The 22,325-nt window shown below is 32.1% G+C and carries 17 protein-coding genes; 12 read left to right on the forward strand and 5 right to left on the reverse strand.

Annotated elements, in window-relative coordinates:
• Window positions 1-14: 14 nt before the first annotated feature.
• The 10 genes from BUB89_RS12660 (at window position 15) to BUB89_RS12705 (ending at window position 12,607) form a co-directional block, all read left to right on the forward strand.
• Complete coding sequence (locus BUB89_RS12660) at window positions 15-1,706, forward strand: RagB/SusD family nutrient uptake outer membrane protein (RefSeq protein WP_073245637.1); 1,692 nt, start codon at window positions 15-17, stop codon at window positions 1,704-1,706.
• A gap of 18 nt (window positions 1,707-1,724) precedes the next feature.
• Window positions 1,725-3,122 (forward strand): DUF4960 domain-containing protein, encoded by a 1,398-nt coding sequence (locus BUB89_RS12665; RefSeq protein WP_083552770.1) that lies wholly within the window; start codon window positions 1,725-1,727, stop codon window positions 3,120-3,122.
• A gap of 19 nt (window positions 3,123-3,141) precedes the next feature.
• Complete coding sequence (locus tag BUB89_RS12670; RefSeq protein ID WP_083552772.1) at window positions 3,142-4,698, forward strand: glycoside hydrolase family 32 protein; 1,557 nt, start codon at window positions 3,142-3,144, stop codon at window positions 4,696-4,698.
• A 20-nt stretch (window positions 4,699-4,718) separates the two neighbouring features.
• The gene (locus BUB89_RS12675; protein WP_073245642.1) at window positions 4,719-5,633 is read left to right on the forward strand and encodes a carbohydrate kinase family protein; all 915 of its coding nucleotides are present in this window, start codon (window positions 4,719-4,721) and stop codon (window positions 5,631-5,633) included.
• Window positions 5,634-6,062: 429 nt separating this feature from the next.
• Complete coding sequence (locus tag BUB89_RS12680; RefSeq protein ID WP_073245644.1) at window positions 6,063-7,319, forward strand: tyrosine-type recombinase/integrase; 1,257 nt, start codon at window positions 6,063-6,065, stop codon at window positions 7,317-7,319.
• 20 nt (window positions 7,320-7,339) lie between these two features.
• Entirely contained in the window at window positions 7,340-8,125 is a 786-nt protein-coding gene (locus BUB89_RS12685; RefSeq protein ID WP_073245646.1) for a hypothetical protein, read from the forward strand.
• A gap of 76 nt (window positions 8,126-8,201) precedes the next feature.
• Window positions 8,202-8,483 (forward strand): helix-turn-helix domain-containing protein, encoded by a 282-nt coding sequence (locus BUB89_RS12690; RefSeq protein WP_073245648.1) that lies wholly within the window; start codon window positions 8,202-8,204, stop codon window positions 8,481-8,483.
• Window positions 8,484-8,563: 80 nt separating this feature from the next.
• Entirely contained in the window at window positions 8,564-10,432 is a 1,869-nt protein-coding gene (locus tag BUB89_RS12695; RefSeq protein ID WP_073245650.1) for a CDK-activating kinase assembly factor MAT1, read from the forward strand.
• A 499-nt stretch (window positions 10,433-10,931) separates the two neighbouring features.
• The gene (locus BUB89_RS12700) at window positions 10,932-11,315 is read left to right on the forward strand and encodes a plasmid mobilization protein (protein ID WP_141384459.1); all 384 of its coding nucleotides are present in this window, start codon (window positions 10,932-10,934) and stop codon (window positions 11,313-11,315) included.
• Entirely contained in the window at window positions 11,312-12,607 is a 1,296-nt protein-coding gene (locus BUB89_RS12705) for a relaxase/mobilization nuclease domain-containing protein (protein ID WP_073245654.1), read from the forward strand. The genes BUB89_RS12700 and BUB89_RS12705 overlap by 4 nt, the downstream gene beginning before the upstream one ends.
• A gap of 145 nt (window positions 12,608-12,752) precedes the next feature.
• On the opposite strand, the gene BUB89_RS12710 is transcribed toward BUB89_RS12705, so the two are convergent.
• From BUB89_RS12710 to BUB89_RS12730, 5 genes are all read right to left on the reverse strand, one after another.
• Window positions 12,753-13,265, reverse strand: coding sequence for a hypothetical protein (locus BUB89_RS12710; protein ID WP_073245655.1), 513 nt, complete (start codon window positions 13,263-13,265; stop codon window positions 12,753-12,755).
• Window positions 13,266-14,068: 803 nt separating this feature from the next.
• Window positions 14,069-14,377: a hypothetical protein gene (locus tag BUB89_RS12715; protein ID WP_141384457.1), complete on the reverse strand. Its 309-nt coding sequence runs from the start codon at window positions 14,375-14,377 to the stop codon at window positions 14,069-14,071.
• A 219-nt stretch (window positions 14,378-14,596) separates the two neighbouring features.
• Window positions 14,597-15,820 carry a hypothetical protein gene (locus tag BUB89_RS12720; protein ID WP_073245659.1) on the reverse strand — a complete coding sequence of 408 codons (1,224 nt, stop codon included), beginning with the start codon at window positions 15,818-15,820 and terminating at the stop codon, window positions 14,597-14,599.
• Window positions 15,817-16,257 (reverse strand): QcrA and Rieske domain-containing protein, encoded by a 441-nt coding sequence (locus BUB89_RS12725; RefSeq protein ID WP_073245661.1) that lies wholly within the window; start codon window positions 16,255-16,257, stop codon window positions 15,817-15,819. The genes BUB89_RS12720 and BUB89_RS12725 overlap by 4 nt, the downstream gene beginning before the upstream one ends.
• Window positions 16,258-16,259: 2 nt before the next feature.
• Window positions 16,260-17,462 carry a di-heme oxidoredictase family protein gene (locus tag BUB89_RS12730; protein WP_073245663.1) on the reverse strand — a complete coding sequence of 401 codons (1,203 nt, stop codon included), beginning with the start codon at window positions 17,460-17,462 and terminating at the stop codon, window positions 16,260-16,262.
• Between the two features lie 104 nt (window positions 17,463-17,566).
• On the opposite strand from BUB89_RS12730, the gene BUB89_RS12735 reads away from it, so the two are divergent.
• Both BUB89_RS12735 and BUB89_RS12740 read left to right on the forward strand, forming a co-directional pair.
• Window positions 17,567-17,893 (forward strand): DUF6660 family protein, encoded by a 327-nt coding sequence (locus tag BUB89_RS12735; protein WP_141384455.1) that lies wholly within the window; start codon window positions 17,567-17,569, stop codon window positions 17,891-17,893.
• Between the two features lie 101 nt (window positions 17,894-17,994).
• Complete coding sequence (locus tag BUB89_RS12740; protein WP_073245666.1) at window positions 17,995-22,317, forward strand: CusA/CzcA family heavy metal efflux RND transporter; 4,323 nt, start codon at window positions 17,995-17,997, stop codon at window positions 22,315-22,317.
• Window positions 22,318-22,325 lie beyond the last annotated feature (8 nt).

Consider the following 22,325-nt stretch of genomic DNA (forward strand, 5'->3'; position numbering starts at 1 on the left):
AAGAATCGAAAAACATGAAAAAGATAGTATATATAATAGGATTTTTAGTGTTGGGAGTATTTGCTTCCTGCTCGGATTTTCTTGAAAATGACCCTCGTGGTGTATTGTCAGAAGCTGATATTGTAACACCAGAATCTGTAGAAGGTTTTATGAATGCGGCTTATGCACAATTAGGTAATGATCACTATGATTCGCCTTATAGTTTGTGGCCTTTTGGGAATGTTCGTTCTGACGATGCTTATAAAGGAGGTAGCGGAACTAACGATATTCAAACTTTTCACTTTTTTGAAGTATCTAATAATATCCGACCTGATTTTGGCGAATTAGACAATTTCTGGTACATCAGTTATGTTGGGGTTTCAAGAGCTAATAAAGCTTTGAAAGCATTGGAGCAAATTTCGGAAGCAGATTATCCATTGAAAAAAACACGTATGGCTGAAATGCGTTTTTTAAGAGGACATTTTTATTTTATGTTAAAAATTATGTTCCGAAGTGTGCCTTACATAACAGAAGATATTCCTGTTGAAGATTACAAAACTATTTCGAACAAAGAATTTTCAAATGAGGAACTTTGGAATAAAATAGCTGAAGATTTTGAGGCTGCAGCCAATGATTTACCTGAAACGCAAACACAATTAGGACGTGCTACACAAAAAGCTGCTTATGCTTATTTAGCAAAAACACGTTTGTATCAAGCCTATACACAAGATGAAACCTATACTGTTACAGGAACAAATACCCAACATTTAGAAGAAGTAATTGCAGCTACAGATAAAGTAATTGGTAAAGCAAGTTTAGAGCCTGATTTTGCGAATAACTTTTTGCCTGGAACTTTTGAAAACGGAGCAGAATCTATTTTTTCTATTCAGTTTTCAGATAATGACGGTACCTTATACGGACGATTAAATTTCTCTGATGTATTATCGACTCCTCAAGGTTTAGGTTGTTGTGATTTTCACAAACCAAGTCAAAACTTAGTAAATGCTTTTAAAACCGGAGCTAATGGTTTGCCTGAGTTTGATACTTATAATGATGCCGATTTTAATTATAAAGATATAAATGCTACTACGGTTGATCCTAGATTGTATCATACAGTAGCAATGCCAGGATTACCATATAAATATGATCCTGAGTTTTTATATGTTGAGGCTTGGGTACGTTCTCCTGGAACTTACGGTTACTATGCTTCGTTAAAAGAAAATGTAGCGCCAAATTGTAGCTGTGTAGTCAATATTGATCCTTTTTATGGAAATTCGAAAAACAGAATCCAAATTCGTTATGCCGATGTGATTTTGATGCGTGCTGAGGCCTTAATTGAGTTAGGAAGACAGGCAGAAGCTTTGCCATTAATCAACGAAATTAGAGAAAGAGCAGCACAAAGTACAGGAAGACTTCCGTATGTGAATAACTTTAAAATCAATACTTATGTAGATGGTGTGAATTGTAATTGGACACAAACTTTTGCTCGAAAAGCATTGCGTTGGGAACGTCGTTTAGAACTAGCAATGGAAGGAAGTCGCTTTTTTGACTTAGTTCGTTGGGGTGTTACTGATGAGGTAATGAATGCATTTTACACAGAAGAAAAAACAAAACGTAGCTATTATCAAGATGCTTTTTTTGACGCCAATAAGGAAGAATATTGCCCAATTCCGTTGAAGCAAATTAATTTCAGTCAAGGATTATACAAACAAAATCTGGATTATTAATCTATTACAAAAACGAATATGAAAAATTTTATATATAAGAACTGGACAAAATGGTCTTTGATACTGGCATTGATTTTTATGGTTTCTGCCTGCGAAGATAGTTTCGATAATAATGGTCTTGCTGTCGATTCACCATCTAATGTAACTTCCTTTGAAATAAAGGGAGTTACTGGAACTATCGATCAAAAAACAGCAACAATTGCAGTAACATTGCCTTATGGTACCGATATTACAGCGGTAAATCCTGAAATTATTTTAGAAGAAGGAGCAACATCTAATTTGAATTTAAACTCGGCTATTAATTTTACAACTCCATTAAAATTTAGAGTTGTAAATGGCAATTTATACAAAGATTATACTGTAAATGTTAAGGTTTTGAGTCCAATAAAGAGTTTTAAAATTAATAATGTTGCAGCAACAATCAATGATGTTAGTAAAACCATAACTATGGTATTGCCTGAGAATACTAATTTAACGGCATTGCAACCTGTTATAGAATTGACTGAAGGGGTTTCTATTTCGCCAACATCAGGAAATACTATTAATTTTACTAATGCTGTAACTTTTGTAATTACTGCCAATGGTAAAACGGTAAACTATACTGCTAATGTTGGGGTTCCTGTTAGTGGTTTAACAGTAGCCTTTTTAGGAACTGCCGCAACAAGAGCAGAAATTACCAATATGGATGAAATTGCAACTGTAAACTGGCTTTTTGCTAATTTCAATGGAGCTAAATATATTTCTTTCGACAGTATTTTAAATGGTGCTGATTTAAGTAATGTGGATGTAATTTGGTGGCATTTTGATTCTGCTGCAAATTTACCTACTGTGGCTTACAATCCAGCAGTGACTACAGCTCTTAAAAACTTTAGAACTAATGGAGGGAACTTATTACTGACTTCTTTTGCCTCACAATATGTAGATGCTTTAGGAATTGTACCTTCAGGAAAAGGACCTAATAATGTTTTTGGAGATTTCTTGCCAAACGGCTGGGTAGATGGAAATTCATGGGGAATGTCATTTGTGGGACACGAAAATCATCCTGTTTTTCAAGGCTTGGTTACTTATGAAACTGGAAAAGCTAATTTATTACAAGGCGGTACTTTTAGATTAAATCATACTGCATGGTGGTTTTTACCAGAATGGGGAGGCTACGGTAACGGAGAAGGTTGGAGAAACCAAACTGGTGGAACCAATTTAGCTAGTGAATCTTGGGATAATAACCTTGACGGAAGAGTAACAATTGCTGAATTTCCAAACACAGGAACCAATAAAAACGTAATAGTAATCTCGATGGGAGCTTATGATTGGTATAATGAAGCCAATAGCAGTGGAGTACCAAGTCAAGCCAATGAATTCCTAGGTAATATTAAGCTTTTGACTCAAAACAGCATCAATTATTTAGCTGGAAATTAACTCTTTTAAAATCAACAAAATGAACTATAGAAATATAATTACAATAGCTTCCATTTTCTTTTCGTTATTGTCTTGTAGTCAAGATGATAATTACGTTGGAGGTTCTATTTCGGGTGGAGAATCGGAAATAGCCAATATTTTTCCAGTACCGCCATCACTATGGATTGGAGGAGGAACTGAGCCGTATTACAGTGCGGGTTATACCGGTGATATTATGCCGTTTTTCGATAATGGAAAATTTCATATTTACTTTCTCCATGATGCCATAAATAAACCAGCAGGAAAAGGATTTCATGATATTCATGAATTTCAAAGTACTGATTTAGCTCATTTCAGCTACGAAGGACAAGTGATTCCTTATGGAACAACTACTGAAGCAGATTTTGGAGTAGGTACAGGTTCTGTTGTTAAAGTTGGTAATCTTTACTACTTTTATTATACAGGTCATAATGGAATTGCTGCTTTTTTACAATCAAACCCTAGAGAAAGTGTATTATGTGCCACAAGTCCAGATTTAAAAACCTGGACAAAAATACCTTCTTTTAAAATTACAGCGCCGGCAGGTTATTACGATTTTGATTTTAGAGATCCGCATGTGTTTTATAATGATGAATTGAAAAAATATTCAATGCTGGTTAGTACGCAGACAGATCCTGGAAGAAAAGCAGTTTTATTACATTTTACAAGTGCTGATCCGGCTTCAGGAAAATGGGATGTTCAAACGCCAATCTATACAACAACTCCTCAGGAGAATTATTTAATGATGGAATGTGCTGATGTTTTTAAAATGGGTAATTATTGGTATTTAATGTTTTCTGAAAATTGGAGTGCTACAAAAGGAACACATTACAAAATGGCAACCTCTATAAATGGACCTTGGACAACGCCACAAAATGACAGAATTGATGGAGAATATTTTTATGCTGGAAAGACAGCTTCAGATGGAAACAAAAGATATGTTTTTGGTTGGAATGCAAGAAAAACACCTGAAACGGATTTAGGCAATAAAGATTGGGCTGGAAATATGGTAATTCATGAATTAACACAAAATTCAGATGGAACTTTAGGAACTCAGTCACCCCAAGCAGTAAAAAGCTTCTTTTCTAAAAACACTAATGTTGAGGTCGATGCTACTTTAGGAGCTGTTACTGTAAATAATGGTAGTTATAATTTGAGTAGCACTACCGATAAAGCTATGGTAAATTTTAAGCCTGTTGGTAAAAGAGTAAAAATAAATGCTGAGCTTACTTTAACGAATACAAGTGGTAGTACTGGATTTGTTTTTCATACAAATAATACTGGAAGTTATTATAAAGTTGTTTTAGATGCTACAAAAAATGCTATTATTGGATATAATTCAGCTTCACAGGAAACAACGAGAATGCCATTTGGATTGCAGGCAAACACAAAATACGATGTTGAAATAATTGTCGAAGGCAGTGTGGTGGCGCTTTATATTAATGGAAAAGTAGCTTTGACTAATCGTGTTTACGGAAGAGATAAGTATAAATGGGGACTTATTTCAGAAGGACAAAATAGTACAGTAACTAATCTTCAAGTAACTCAACCCGAATAACATTACAAGAAAAGATTACAATGGAAAACGGAAAAAAACTTAAGGCAGTTTGTTTTGGTGAAGTATTATGGGATGTTTTTCCAACTCATAAGAAGATAGGAGGAGCGCCATTAAATGTGGCGCTTCGATTAAATTCTTTTGGAATTCAAACCACCATCATAAGCAAGGTAGGACTTGATGAAAACGGTTCGGATATCAAAGAATTTATTGCAGAACAAAATAATGATATTGATTTTATTCAGGAAGGAGACAATTATAAAACCGGCGTGGTTAATGTCATGATTAACGAAAAAGGTAATGCCTCTTATGACATTATGTATCCTTCAGCTTGGGATAAAATTCAACTGACTGATGAAATGAAGGAATTAGTTTCAAAAGCAGATGCATTTGTTTTTGGGAGTTTGATTTGTAGAGACGAAGTGTCAAGAACAACCTTGTACGCTCTTTTGGATATTGCAAAATATAAAATTCTGGATGCCAATCTAAGAGCTCCATATTATACCACCGAAGTGCTTGTTGAATTAATGTCAAAATCTGATTTTATCAAATTGAATGATGAAGAATTACGAGAAATAAGTCGTGAATTAGATTCTCCATACAATTCTTTTGAGCAAAATATTAAATTCCTTGCCAAGAAAACAAAGGCTAAACACATTTGTGTGACCAAAGGAGAATTTGGAGCGGTATTGTATTATGATGAAAAGTTCTATTATAACAGTGGTTACTTTATAAAAGTTGTAGATACAGTAGGTGCCGGAGATTCTTTTTTAGCGTCATTAACCATGAAATTACTCAAAGGGAAATCACCTCAAAAAGCATTAAACTATGCATGTGCAGTAGGTGCTTTAGTTGCAGGGCAGGAAGGTGCAAACCCTAAGATTTCAGATGTTGAAATCAGAAAATTCATGATGCTTAAAGAACCTAAAAGTAAATAAAAGTTTTAGTAAAGTATTCGTCAAAAAAAATTATCGTCCTCAATTCGATTACAGTCCTGGATAAAAGCTTATATTCAGAAAATCAATCACAAGGGATTTCATAATACACTATCGAGAATTTAATGTTAAAAACTAAAGTGTAAATTATAGTCCAAAAGTCTGCAACCACTGCAGGCTTTTGTTTTATGAGTACAACGATACCTGTTTTGGACTTAATATTACTTAATTTTCTAGATAAAAGAAAGCCTGTAAATCTTGAGTTTACAGGCTTTTCTGTGGAGTCGCCGGTTATTGAATCTTTTGTTTGTTGCTGTTTTTGTTTTGTGTATTTATACCATTTTTGTTTTGATTTATAGGCTATTTTATATATTTTTGTTTTTCAAATATATAGTGATATATAACATTATTGTCAACTAAATTGTCAACTGAATGAAATATACTTTTAATCTTAAAGAGCCAAAGAGTGATAAAGAAACCTTGATTTTATTTTCATGCTATTTTAAGAATGAAAATAAAAAATTTGTCTTTTCAACGGGAGAAAAAATTCTTCCTGAAAATTGGGATTTCGAAAACAGATTTCCATATCTAAATGGCAAAAAGAAATCAAAATTTGTTCAAAGTATAAAACTTCAGTTGAATCGTTATTCCGATTTATTCTTAGAAACGGAAAGTTTGTACAAAAGAATAAATGAGCCTTTTACTTCAAAGAATCTAAAAAAGGTTTTCGATGAAGAGTTTAAAAAAGCTCCGTCTGGAAAGAATATCTTTTTTGACGCATACGATGAATTTACTTCCGAAAAGCAAAAGGGTAAAGAATGGTCAGTGTCAACAATTAAGAGGTATAAAAATATCAGGAATATTCTAGAAAATTTTGAAACAACTAAGAAATTCAAATTAACATTCAGTAAGATTGATGAAGTATTCCATCGTGAATTTACTTCCTATTGCATGGATGATTTAAAGCATATAAATAATACTTATGCTAGAAATTTAGGACTTTTCAAAACTTTTATGTTTTGGGCTAGAAAAAATAAGTTTACATATAATGATACATTTGTTCAGTTTAAAAAAGTTGAGAGAGTAATAACCAATCAAATTGCATTAACAATAGAAGATTTGAATAAGTTGATGCAACATGAGTTTAAAAATGTGAAACACGAAAGAGTACGTGATGTTTTTGTTTTTGCATGTGTTACTGGAATGAGATTTGGAGAATTATCTTTAATAAGAAGAAGTAATGTAAATAATGAATTTATATTACTTAAAGAAGAAAAGGATGAAACCAAAGAAACTAGAGAAATTCCTTTGACTAATATTTCTAGATACATTTTATTAAAATATGATTATAGGCTGCCATTAATTGCTAATCAAAAACAGAATAAATATATAAAAGAAGTATTTCAAGAAATGGAATACAATAATAAAGTTCAAAAAGTTACTACAAAAGGGAAAGAAAATATTAAAGAAGAAATGTTCTTTTATGATAGAATAAGCACTCATACAGCACGTAGAACTTTTATTACAATGATGAAACGTCAAGGTAAAAGTGACAAATTAATTGCATCCATAACTGGTCATAATGATATGAAAACTCTTAATCAGTATTATCAGATTAGTGAGCCGGAGAAAAGAGAAGCAATGGATGAAGTATTTAATCTAAGTATTCCGTTGAAAAAAATTATATAAAATTTTTAATCGTTTAAAATATGATTAACAAAGTTAAACAGTTGGTAGAAAAATTTCAAAATCAAATACATCAAAATCAAAAGTTATTATTTAAAAATAAATATAGAGAAGCAATAGAATTTTTAAATACAGATTTTAAATTTGATGAGCGTAAATTAACTACTAATCTTGAACAAATAGAGAAATTTACTACTGAATATCGTTTTTTTGTTAATATAAAAAATATTTATTTTTCTTTTAATGAACCTTGTTTTAAAGAGCAGGACTTAATCTCTAAGGAAATAAGTGATTATTTAGATAATATATACTTAGACGAAAGAAATGGCGAAAGAGAAAAAGGAACATATATTGATGAAAAGCAAAAAATAATTACTGATTATCATGATTTTATAATTGAATTAGAAACCTTAAAGTTAAGTCTAGAAATTGATAAAAAAAATGAAAACATTAAAGTACCAGAATTGGAGTCTTTTTTCAAGAAAAAAGAGAATTACGAAAAGCTTTTAAAATGTTTAATCGATAATGAAGTCATAGATGATAATTTTAAATTATTACCCCAAATTCTAAGACAGGATATAATTGCAATTTTTTGTCTATTGTACAAATATAATTATATACAGATAAATAGAAATCAAAATAAATTATGTGATGCTTTAAGTTTCTTTTGTGGTGAAAAAATTGACGAGGGAAAGTTCTCAAAAATGAAGAAAGAAGTTGAAAACGAGAATAATTATAAAACACCTTTATCAAACTATACAAAAAACATTCTCCGAAAGTATGAATATATACATGATTATATAAAATAGCATATTTTGCAGTCAATATTGACTAATATTGCCTAATAGCAGTGGTAATCTTGCATAACATTTAAAAATTAAAATTATGCAAAATCCATTTGAATCAATTCAATCCGAATTAAAAGAGATTAAGGTTTTGGTTACCCAATTGCTAGAACCAAAAGATGATTTATCACAAAAGATGTATACGATAAATGAAGCAGCTAAAATACAACGCTGTTCTCGACAAACTATAAAAAATCGTATTAATTCTGGTTTTATCAAGGCTTCTCGTAAAGGTAAAAACGGAAATTATTTAATAAAGCATCATGAATTATTTAATTCATTAGATGAAGTAAAATCCCTGAAATATAAAAGACAAGCATAGAAACTGGAACTTCTAAGCTTGTCTTTTTATTTACTAATCTAATGTATCCCGCAAAGATACAATAAAATCTTTATTGTATAATGAAAATTGCAATCGACAATGACGTGTCTACGAGCTTGCATGCTCACTCTTCAAATAAAAAACAGAAAAAAGAAGAGGATGAATCTATTTATGATAATTTACCAAATAATATAACAGCGCATCCTAAAGATATTGAAAGTGATATTCGAAAGTACAAGATTTTCATGTCTGATAACAAAATCTTTATTCGAAGAAAGAAAGAAAAAGATGGTGATGAGTCTTTCTATTTTCAGCAAATTTCGAATTTTGAAATTAAGATTTTACAGCATATTCAGGATGAAAAATTCCCTATCAAATTATTGAAGATTAAGAATGTTTCTAATCTTGAAAAGATTTTTGATATTCCATCAGATTTATTTAATACTCTATCTAGTTTCGAAAATAGCATTGCTCGACAAGGAAACTACTTATTTATGGGTAGTGCTTTAGACTTTAAGATGTTAAAGGCTTACTTGTTCGATAAAATGGGACATGGTCACAAGATTGATAGTTTAGGATATCAAATAGGGTTCCAGTTTTGGCTTTGGAATAATAAAGTCAACCTTTTAGATGGTGGTAGCTTAGCAATAGATGAAAACGGCATATTTACACATGGTGGCAAGTCGTTTTATGTGCCGTCAGCTAATAAAATCTACATTAACAATATGTCTGCTTATTTGAGTCAAAAGAAAATGATATCTATTAAGTCTGATGTGACTATGGATATGTATTTACAGATGATGATGGAAGTGCATAAGGACTATGCAATCTCAGCTATTTTATTTACCATAAGTAGTTTGTTTCAGGACATCATTGTCAATGAAATAGGAAACTTTCCAATTCTGTTTTTATACGGTCCAGGATCTAGTGGAAAAGATCAGTTGGCAGAATGCTGTCAAAGTTTTTTTGGAATACCACAATCTGCAATAAATCTTGAAGGAGGTGCTTCTACATTAAAAGGGCAAATAAGGAAATTTGCTCAATTTACCAATATCATTTGTCATCTTTCGGAATATAAAAGAGGGGATAGTAAGTTGGATGGAACCATCAAGGGGTTTTGGGATCGAAGAGGTTATGAATTCGGAACTATTGAAAGCAAAGTAAGTACAGATACCGTCCCTATTTTGTCTTCTACATTATTAACTGGAAATGAATATCCCGAGTCTGAGGCGTTAATTTCACGTTTGCTCTGGCTAGAGTTTCAATCGAAAACTTTTACGCTTGAAGAGACGAAAAAGTACGATATACTAAAAGACTACACCAAAAAAGGAGTCAGCTATCTTACGGACTCGCTATTAATCCATCGCAAACTTATTGAAACAAATTTTAAAAGTAAATTCAGACATACCAAAGAAAATTTTATTAACCAATTTGAAGTTAAGCATACTCGTGTAATTAGTAATCTAGCTGTTTTAGGAGCAACATATGCTATTTTTAAAGATGTAATTTCATTTCCATTTACTTATAATGAAATGATTAAGCATTTTGAAAAGTGCACTGATAACCAAACTCGAAAATTAAATTCATCTAGTATTGGAACTAAATTCTGGGACTGTTTTCTAGCTTCAATGCGTGGTAATAAAGACGATAGAATTGTCGTTTTTAGGGACTTGCGTTTGGACGGTAATAGACTTTCATTTCAATTTACTTCTTGCTACAACAAAATACAACGACAGTGGATGTTGCAATATAGGGAAACCGCTCCCAGCAAAGTTGTTCTACAAGATTTCATCAAAAAAGATGCTTGCTTTCAAAAAGAAGTAAGCAGTATTAAATATGAAAAGGGTAAAAACGCAAGAAACACCTCTGGTTATCAGGTAGATGTCTCTAAGTTGCTAATTCAAGATGAAATAATCAATGCCATTGAATGGCAGATTTGTGAACAATAACATCTCCTTTAATACGATATTGGTTTCCTACCTCTCCTACACTTATTTAAATTATTAATTATCAGTTGTTTAATGGCTTAAAGTAGTAGGAAACATAGTAGGAAGTAGTAGGAAGGTGTAGGAAATGAAAAAATGGCTTCCGACACCTTCCTACGCAAACCTACGCTTTTTAGCCTTTTTTATTTTTTATGTTATTGATAATTAGTAGAGTAGGAAGTGTCGGAAGGGTAGGAAGTGATTTTGTATTAAAGAGCTATAGATAATTACTTATCATAAAGAGAAGATTCAAGAAATGACTGGTTTTTTATTCCCTTTTGTTTAAAATAGAAAGAAAAATAAACAAAAGGGTAATAAATTTTTTTTTCGGAAGCTACATAGCAAGGTGTGTTTAGTGAATCTTTAAACTTTGGTAAGTTTATTATTCACAAAACCTCCTTGCCCTACCGGGAATGAAATACTCCGAAGTCGTATTTCTAAAAAAAAAACAAAATTATATTTTATGAAAAATCAAAATAAAGGAGGAAGACCCAAAGTAGAAGATAAAAGAAAAATTGGAAAAACAATTTGGTTTACAGAATCCGAAAATAAAATTCTAACTACTCTTTTAACCGAGGGAGAATATCAAAGTTATAACGAACTAATTAGAGATATCGTAATCAATAAAAAATACCAAGTTATCAGTCTGGATTCTGATAGTCGAATTCAAAAAAATATTTTGATTGAACAAACCAGGAGAATTGGAAACAACTTCAATCAATTAATTAAACATTTCAATGAAAAAAAACTGGATCATTTTACAAAAGAAGAAATTTTAGCACTACTAAAGCTTCTAAATGATATCAAGATTATTTATGAGCGAATTCAAAAAACAATTAAAGAATGATAGCAAAGATAAGCACGGGGAGTTACACCGTAGGAATGGTAAGATATAATCATGATAAAACTAAGAGTTCTAAAACAAGCGAAAAAGATGCTGAATTAATTGGAACAAAAAATATAATTACACCAAGCTTTGAATCTATTGTTTCTACTATTCAGGATTACAATAGTAAAAACAAAAGGGTAACAAAACCCAATATCCACATCAGTTTAAACTTTTATAAGGATGATTTACTTGATAATGAAAAAATTATTGAAATAGGAAATGATTATATGGCTCAAATGGGTTTTGAAGATCAGCCTTATGCTGTGTATCGACATTTTGACAGAGAGCATCCCCATATCCATATTGTAAGCTCTATGATTAATTCTGAAGGAAAAAAAATCAATGACTCAAATATTTATTACAGAAGCCAGGCTTTAACAAGAAAGCTTGAAGAGAAATACAATATTACCAAGGCTACTTGTAAAAGAGGAGTACTTGAAGAAAATAATATCCATAAAGCTATTTATGAACATTTAGAGCATGGTAAGCATAGTTTAACAGGGATATTGAATGAGGTATTATATACCGTTTTGGATTCCAAACCAACATCCGAAAATGAATTTGATAAGTTACTAGAAAGCTATCAAGTGAAACGATTTGTATCATTAGATAAAAATCAAAATGCTAAAGGGCATTATTTCGATTTATATCCATTAGAATATCTCAATGAAGCAAGCCCTTTTAAAAAATCAAAAGGTATTGAAGGAATCGCTCTTGACCCCAATTATAGCTATGAATCAATTCAAATTCAATTAATGTTAAACAAAAAAGGTAAAGAGCAATTAAAAAATGGAATTATGGGAAAAATTTATTCTGTTTTAAATCCAATTCTTGACCAGCAATCACCTATTAAAACAAGTATTTTAGCAACAAATCTTAAGAAAAAAGGCATTGAATTGATCACTAAAAGAACTCAAACCGGAGAGAATTTAGATGCTATTTATGGACTTTTATTTAAAGATATTCATACAAAACAGACCTATTCTGCTTCAGAAATCAAACTTAAAACTAGAGATTTATTAAACTTATTAGAAGATGATGAAAAGCGAAACAAGAATATAACTTATCACACAGAAGATATCTCAAAAAACACTATAGAACAAAAACTATTTGTTGTTGAATCACAGCCTAACAATGGGGCTATTAGCTCTTTTTTCGAGGCTTTAAGTACAATCCTTACAAGCACCTATAGTTCTCTCGATGATCAACAAACTGACGACAAGAAGAAGAAAAGAAAAAAGCTTAGATAACAAAGGGGATGTTTGTATAAAACTAATATTTTATATTTTTATTACTAATTTATTTTAATAAAATATACTTTTATAAAATAAATTATATTTCATTTTATAAAAGTATAAAATTATAATTGAGAATTTAATTAGATGCGTAAGGGTTTTAAATAGCATAAACATCTTTAATATCTCTTTCAATCGAATTGAATTTTATTGCTTTCTGATATTCTTTTCTTGATAGCATTCCATTAACAATATTAATTTTGGATAAATTTTCTACATAAAAATATATTGCAAAACAAAGTATTGGATGCGCTTCTTTATTGACAATATAATCAGAAAACATAGAATTTAGTATCTCTGAGAAATCCTTTCCCTCTAATTTTGCCGAATCAGCAAGTTGTTCATTCAAGATTGATGCTCCAATTAGTAATACATCGTTTTCCTGATAAAATTTGAGTAAATCAAATCGATCATCATTATTACAAGTTTCTAGAAAACTTTCAATCCTATTTAAAAAATATAAATTATAAGTATCTCTATTATACTCAGAGATGGCATCTACAAATTCTTGAATAACAATGATTGGATCATTATTTACAGTAATTTCTTTCTCCCCTGTTAGAATTAGATTGACTAATGATGTAATTGGTTTGTAAAATTCTTTGATTTCCATTATTTATGTGGTTTAATGATTTTACAAGAATATAGCAGTGTTAACTTTTTCATTGTGCCTTATTTGAAGTTAAAAAAAGGCGTGAAACTAAAGATCAATCTTAACTGAGGCTTGCGACGGCCTGACAACCAGAAAGACTTAGCCCACGCCCGTATAAGGCACGGGCGTAAGTCTATCATAAATTGGTTGTCAAATGAAGGTCGCAATTTCAGTTAACCAATACGATAGCTTACGCTTGTTTGTTTGACAAATTTACGAATTGTAAAATGATTTATGAAAATCAGAAATTAAAAATTCAGCAATCACCTATTAAAAACAAGTACTTTAGCAACAAGTCTTAAGAAAAAAGGCATTCATTTAATCACTAAAGGAACTCAAACCAGAGATAATTTAGATGCTATTTATGGACTTTTATTTAAAGATATTCATACAGAATATACCTATTCTGCTTCAGAAATCAAACTTAAAACTAAAGATTTATTAAACTTATTAGAAGATGATGAAAAGCGAAACAAGAATATAACTTATCGCACAGAAGATATCTCAAAAAATACTATAGAACAAAAACTATTTGTTGTTGAATCACAGCCTAATAATGGGGCTGTTGGCACTTTTTTCGAGGCTTTAAGTACAATTCCTTACAAGCTACCTATAGTTCTCTCGATGATCAACAAACTGACAAGAAGAAAAGAAAAAAGCTTAGATAACAAAGTGGATGTTTGTAAAACAAACTAATTTTTTATATTTTTCTTAATAATTTATTTTAATAAAATAAATTATATTTCATTTTATAATAGTATAATTTAAGCCAAAAACTCTGTATCAATAACAGGGTTTATATCTAAATCAAATTGTTTTAAATATTCTTCTGTTTCATGTTCTTCAAGTTCATCATTGATTAAATCGTAAATACCTTTATAAGCTAGTTCTGTGCATCCGCTAAGAGGATAATTTTGCTTTCTGTATTCAATCTCTAATTTTACAATTCCAACTATTTTAGGTTCTACATATTGTTCCAAAAGAGAATGAAAACACAAACCTTGATACACTAAAGGATACGATTCTTTAATATGGTTAACTAATGCTTTGTAATACGAAGAATGTAATATCATTACTTTGTAATTTTCATTAAACTCAATTTTGTTTTTTTTCGGGTTTTCTAACATAATTTACTCTTAAAATAGTTAATGATTATAGATTAGATTGACAGTTTATTTTACTTAAAGTTAAAAATAATAATTTATAAATTGATACTTAAAATAAAGTATGTGATTATTACAAAGAATTCATTAGATTTTAAAAAAGCATTAATTTATAAGAATTAATACTTTCTAAAAATAAGTCGAAACCCCAAGGCTGAATCCATCGGTAGTTGCAGGAGGATTTCCTAAAATATCCTGTTGTTTTTGAAAACGGTAATTTAATCTAAAAACAGTTTGAGCAGTTGGGCGGAAACTTAAAGCAGGCATTACACTCCAGATATCTTCTCCGATGTTTTCACCAGTTTCATTAAAACGTCCAACATTCCAGTCAACATATTCCAATCGGCAGGCAAGGTTCAATACAGAATTTTCCCAGCCTAAAATATTTTTTTTCAATAAAGGTTGAACAATGTCCACAAATCCTCCAAATTGTTTGTTACCAAATTGCTGTCCATAGGTGCTAGGAACATCTACCTTAATCCATGCACATTCACCTGTTATAAATGTTTTTACTTTTGGCAAAGTAGTGTTGAAGTCTATTGCAAAAACATCAACACGTCTTTTTTCGTCGATAATTATACCTTCATCTTGGTATTTATTATAAACACCTCCCATATAAGATAGTCCCAACTCTCCAATTTTTAGATTTCGAATAGCTATTTTTCCTGTAAACAAAGGTGTTCCACTATTTATTTCTTCAAAACGATCCGGGTTGTTTTTTGCTGCTGGAAGAAAAGTCTTGTTTTCTATGTTTTCAATTATCGAATTATCGAAACTTCCAGAAAGATAAGCTTCATATCCAAGCATCCAATTATTCGAGTATTTTTTGCCAAAAAGCCCTACTCCGACATTACTAAAAGTACTCGGTAACATTTGTGTTGCTGAAATAGGTCTGTCGGTAAATTCCCATTTTGGCCCATCGTGATTCTGATTGAAAGCCCCAATAGGGTTCATGATTATTCCTCCTCTAAAATTAACCAAGGGATGAAATTCAACATCAACAGAGGCGAATTCTATGGCGATTTCTTTTCCGCCATCTTCAAATTCGATTTCGCTCAAGAACTTCACACGTTTACTGATTGCCGATGACATAAATACGGTTAATCGTCTGGCCTGAAATTGATGTCCTTCGGAAACACCATCAGTGTAAAGATGTTGCCAATTAGCTTCTAGATAACCTCCAACAGCTATGGGTGTTTTCTCAATATTTAAAAAAGGACGATTGTAAACCGCATCCATATTCAACGTCGGTTTTGCACTCTCTTTTTGGGTTCTTTTTAGTAAACTAGGGTCTATTTGTGAATAGAAATTTAGAGAAAATAAAAATGTTATATAAAGGAATTTTAATCTCATTTTAATGATATTTTAAGGGTGTTGTTGTCTATTGTAATGGGGAAGTTTCTTAAATTTCTGTCAGCAGGACCATTTTCAACATTTCCTTTGTTACTAAATTCACTCCCGTGTGCCGAACATTGTAATTTGTCTCCAAAAACCTGCAATTCAGCTCCTTGATGAGTGCATTGCATTAATAGGGCACTGTAATTATTCTCGTCAAAACGATACACACAAATAGGATATTGGAGTTTCTCGTTTTGAATAATTAAGTATTTTCTATATTTGGTTGTTTTGTTGTTGTTTATTACAAAATCAGTTAATGGAACCAGAATATCAGAATCGATAATTTCTTTTTCCAAAATTCGGGAAGAACTACAGCTTTGTAAAAGGGTAACGGCAGAAATTCCAGCTAAACAGCCAAAACCACATGTTTTTAAAAATTCTTTTCTGTTCATAATTACAATGATTTTATAAATTTCATTAATGCCTCTTTTTCCGATTGAGAAAGTTTTAAATAATTTGTTTTGCTGTTAGTAGCTTCACCACCATGCATTAAAATAGCTTCTTCAATAGTTTTTGCTCTTCCGTCATGCATCAGAAAATAGCTTCCTCCCTGTGAACCTTCAGAAAGTCCTATTCCCCATAAAGGCGGGGTTCTCCATTCATGTGTTTTTGCACTTCCTTCGGTGTAACCATCGTCTAAACCACTTCCCATATCATGCAATAATAAATCGGTATAAGGAGCAAAGGTTTTATATGAAAGGGCTTTAATAGGTGAATAACCTGTTTTCAATTCCGATTTATGACAACCTGTACAATTGATTTGATTAAAAATGGCTGCGCCCTGGTTTACAACAGCATCATTTTGATTACGTTGAATAGGGGCTTTTAATGTTTGCAGATAAAAAACAACATCATTTATAGTACTTGTGGAAACTTCAGGGTCAATTTCCAAATTAGTGTACGTATCAATAGGTCTGAATACAGATGTTATCCCCATATCTTGATTGTAGGCATTTGCTGTTTGATGTAACAAACTATGAGCTGCCGCTTTTTTACCATAACGCCCTATGTATTTCCCGTTTTGAGAAATTGCATTTGATGCAGGTATTACAAAATCAGGGATATCTATCCAGCTTGGGACACCTGATATTCCATCACCATCACTATCATTCGGATCTGCCATTGCTAAAATATCAGCATCTGTAACAAATTCAATAAAACCTAAACCGGTATTTGCAGGTGGAGTAAATTTTGCAAAAGTTGCGCCAGCAGGAATTTGTTCAGGTATGAATCCTGGTAATCCTCTGTTTTGTAATTGTGGTGCTCCCTGATGTAGAAATAAGTTTCCAGTTTCATCAATTTGTCCAAAACGGGTAAGTGTGGTAGAAGGGTGTCCTTTACCGTCACCTGCATGACAGCTAATGCAGCTTGTTGCAACAAATATAGGTCCAAGTCCTGTTTCGCGGGTAAAAACCTCGTTAAATGCGACATCACCTCTCAAAAAACGGGCTGATTCCTCATGTGATAACCCTTCTACAGTACCATCTAAAACTTCTTCATTAGCAGGAATTTCTGTATAAGTTGGTTCGCAGGATATTACAACCATCGATACTAATATCAAAAGGAATAATTGTTTAAAAATATTTTTCGTTATCATTGGTTTTTATTTTTAGACAAAACTAAATATTTTTTTAGAATAATAAATCAATTAGTAAAGATTTAATTTTAAATGTTTAAAATTAAATTCTTAATTTTACACTCGTGAAATGGTTTAATATTATATTATCAATTTATTTAATAGCCTTGGCATCTATGCCTTGTGCTGATATGGAAGTAAATAGTGCTGTACATTCTTTAAATGTGCATCAGGCTGAACATGATAACCATTCACACGATAAAAGCAAAGATTTGTGTTCTCCTTTCTGCATTTGTAATTGCTGCGGTGCACAGGTTTTGAGTTATTTTCCCGCTATCAGTTATGATTTTCCTGTAATTTCTACAGTTATAAAATCCAAAGAGCCATATTATAAATCTGTTTTTTATTCCAATTTCTACGGAAGTATTTGGCAACCACCTCAAATAGTATAATGATACCCCGCCCATTTTGGCGGGGTTAGAAAGTTGTGACTTTTTCACAAATAATGGCAAATATTTATTTGCTTATTTCTAATTCATTACTACTATTTTCAATGTTAGATAAAATCATACAATTTAGTATAAAGAACAAGTTCATTATACTCTTATTTACCCTTGTACTAATCGCTTGGGGAAGTTATTCTATTAAAAATTTACCGCTGGATGCCTTACCGGACGTTACCAATAATCAGGTGCAAATTATTACCACAGCACCTACTTTGGCAAGTCAGGAAGTAGAACAATTAATCACTTATCCACTCGAACAAGCTGTAAAAACAATTCCTAAAATAATCGAATTACGAAGTATTTCACGTTTTGGACTTTCTGTTGTTACGGTGGTGTTTAAAGACGATGTAGATATTTATTGGGCTCGTCAACAAATTTTTCAACGCCTTGACCAGGCCAAAGAGAATATTCCATCTTATGCAGGTTCACCAGAATTGGCACCAATTTCTACAGGTCTAGGAGAAATATACCAATATGATGTATATGCCAAAAAAGGTTATGAAGACAAGTACGATGCAATAAAATTGCGAACTATCCAAGATTGGATTATCATTCCTCAATTACAAGGAGTCGAAGGAGTTGCCGAAGTTAGTACTTGGGGTGGAAAATTAAAGCAATACGAAGTAGCTATTAATCCAAATAAACTAAATAGTTTAGGAATAACCATTACTGATATTTTTGATGCTTTAGAAAAAAATAATCAAAATACAGGTGGAGCTTATATTGAGAAAGATCAATATGCTTATTTCATTCGGGGTGTTGGTATGGCAACAGGTATCAAAGATTTAGAAAATATAGTTGTTGCTAATAAAAACGGTGCCCCAATTTTAGTTCGAAATGTAGCCGAAGTTAGAGAAGGCATTGCATTGCGTTATGGGGCATCTACTAAAGACGGTAAAGGTGAAATAGTTTCTGGTTTAGCCTTAATGCTAAAAGGAGAAAATTCAAGTGCAGTTGTTGATAGAGTAAAAGAAAAAATGATTCAAATCAACAAAAGCTTACCCGAAGGAGTTGTTGCCGAAGCCTTTATTGATAGAGGAAAATTGGTTGAAAGTGCTATTGGAACAGTAACCAAAAATTTACTCGAAGGAGCGTTAATTGTAATTTTTGTCCTGATCTTATTTCTGGGAAATCTTCGTGCAGGATTAATTGTAGCATCTGTTATTCCATTATCAATGCTTTTTGCAGTAATTCTAATGAATTATTTCGGCGTAAGTGGAAACTTAATGAGTTTAGGAGCAATTGATTTTGGAATTATTGTCGATGGAGCAGTAATTATTGTTGAAGCCACAATGCACCATTTACATAAATTAAAAAGGAAAAAAGATTTAACCCAAGCAGAAATGGATGACGAGGTATATCAATCGGCTTCCAAGATTAGAAATAGTGCCGCCTTTGGAGAAATTATTATCTTAATTGTGTATTTGCCAATTTTGGCATTAGTGGGAACAGAAGGAAAAATGTTTCGCCCAATGGCAATGACAGTAGGGTTTGCAGTGATTGGAGCATTTGTTTTATCATTAACCTATGTGCCAATGATGAGCGCAATGTTCTTGTCAAAAAACACGGAACACAAATCAAATTTCAGTGATAGGATGATGGCTTGGTTCGAAGGAATATATACCCCATTTTTAGAAAAAGCACTGCGTTTCAAAAAAACTGTTTTGGCAATTTCACTGGGATTATTTGTATTGGCAATAGTAATTTTTCAAAATATGGGTGGAGAATTTATCCCTACTATTGAGGAAGGTGATTTAGCAATTAATGCTACTATTATGACAGGTAGTTCGCTTTCGCAAATGGTTAAAACAACCACGGAATATGAAAAAATTCTAAAAGCAAAATTCCCGGAAATTAAAACTATAGTTACCAAAATTGGAAGTGGTGAAATTCCCACCGACCCAATGCCGATAGAAAGTGGCGATTTAATTATTGTGCTTAAAGATAAAAGCGAATGGACTGGAGATTACGATAATTGGGAAGATTTAGCCAATGCAATGAAGTCTGCAATGGAAGCTATTCCAGGTGCTAATATCGAAATTTCACAGCCAATTCAAATGCGTTTCAATGAATTGATGACAGGAAGCCGAAGTGATATTGCCATCAAAATATTCGGGGATGATTTAGAAATCTTGGATGCTAAAGCTAAAGAATTAATTGGTAAAGTCAATAAAATTGAAGGTGTTGGCGATTTAAAAGCAGATAAAGTAACAGGTTTACCCCAAATTACTATAAAATACGATTACAATAAAATTGCCTTGTATGGTTTGAATATTACGGATATTAACCAAATTATCCGTTCCTCATTTGCAGGAGAAAGTGCCGGTAAAATCTACGAAGAAAGCAAACGTTTTGATGTAGTAGTGCGAATGGATACTGCTCATCGTACAGATATTACGGATGTGAGTAATCTATTTGTTCCACTGCCAAACGGACAACAAGTACCACTTTCGCAAGTAGCAACGGTTTCTTATGAGCAAGGTCCAGTTCAGGTTTCTCGTGAGAATGGTAAACGTAGAATTACAGTTGGATTAAACGTTCGTGGTCGGGATATAAAAAGCGTCGTAGAAGAAATTCAACAAAAATTAGACAAAGATTTCAAACTTCCCGCAGGGTATTATGTCACCTATGGCGGACAGTTCGAAAACTTAATTGAAGCTACCAAAAGACTTTCGGTAGCTGTACCTATTGCGTTAGGATTAATAGTTATTTTGTTGTTTTTTACTTTCAATAGTTTCAAACAGGCAGGACTGATATTTACCGCTATCCCATTGTCCGCTATTGGTGGTGTTTTTGCGCTGTGGATGCGAGGGATGCCTTTTAGTATTTCGGCAGGAATTGGCTTTATAGCCTTATTTGGTATTGCAGTATTAAACGGAATTGTATTGATTTCGTGTTTCAATCAATTGAAAGCAGAAGGAATAACCGATCCCTTGCAAAGAGTTTTAATGGGTACTAAAACACGTTTACGCCCTGTTTTAATGACAGCTGCCGTAGCTTCTTTAGGATTTTTGCCAATGGCATTATCGACAAGCGGTGGAGCTGAAGTTCAAAAACCATTGGCAACAGTTGTTATTGGCGGATTATTATCAGCTACATTACTAACATTAATAGTTTTGCCTATTCTGTATTTACTATTTGAAAACGGTATGAAAATTAAAAAAATTAAAAAAAGACAGCCTTTTGTAACCATTTGGTTTCTACTGATTAGCTGCGTGGCATTCTCCCAAAATAGTCAGCCTGTTTCATTACAAAAAGCCATCCAAATGGCAAAAACCAATAACATCGATTTAAAAATTGCTGATAAGGAAATTGAGAAACAAACGGTTCTTAAAAAGACAGCATTTCAAGCCGACCCATTGCAAGTACAATATCAGGGCGGACAATTCAATAGTGTCGATTATGACCACAATGTTTCGATACAACAGTATTTTCCCATTGGTAGCATTACAAAAGCCAACCGACAATTGCAGGAAGAATTGGTAAAACTAGCCGAAAAACGAAAAGCTTTATCCGAATATGAGATTGAAAAAGCAGTAACAATCGCCTACTATCAATATTTGTATGGCGTTTCTATTCAAAAATTAAACACAGATTTGTTAGCCATTTATTCGAAATTCCTAAAAAATGCGGAACTTCGTTTTGAAACAGGCGAAAGCGGCAAAATTGAAGTGATCAGTGCCAAAGCAAAGTCAAAAGAAATAGAAACACAACAAGCGCAACTCGAATTTGATTTGGCTATTTATCAAAAACAATTGCAGTTTTTTATTCAAACAGAAGACAATATTATTCCAGATAGTACAACAGCATTGCAGTACTTAATTAAAAACAATGAAATCCAGTCAAAAGTCGAGACTTTAGTAACGGATTATTATTCACAGCAAATTTCAGTCTATGAAAAAGAAGCCAAAACGTTTAAAGCATTGCGAACACCAAAATTAGGTTTGGGGTATTTTGGACAAACAATTGATACCAAATCTTATTTTCAAGGATTTACAGCGGGTTTACAAATCCCTGTATTTGGAGGTGTAAACTCAGCCAAAGCTAAAGCTTCATCCATTAGTATTTCGCAAGCACAATTAGAATTGGACAAAAATAAATTAGCTTTGAAATTACAAATGCAGGAATTAAAAAACAATTTCGATAAGCAACAAAAAGCATTAGAATATTTTCAAAATGAAGGGTTGCTATATGCAGAACAAATCATTGCAACGGCTCAAAAGAGTTATGCAAACGGCGATATGAGTTATTGGACATACATTAGTTTTTTAAATCAGGCTATCGACATCAAAAAACAAAATGTCGAAGCTACGAATGCTTATAATCAAAGTGCAATTCAATTGCAATTCCCATCCATTTCTAACAAATAAAATTTCTC

Origin of the sequence: Flavobacterium flevense (genome assembly GCF_900142775.1) — a bacterium.
Classification (GTDB): domain Bacteria; phylum Bacteroidota; class Bacteroidia; order Flavobacteriales; family Flavobacteriaceae; genus Flavobacterium; species Flavobacterium flevense.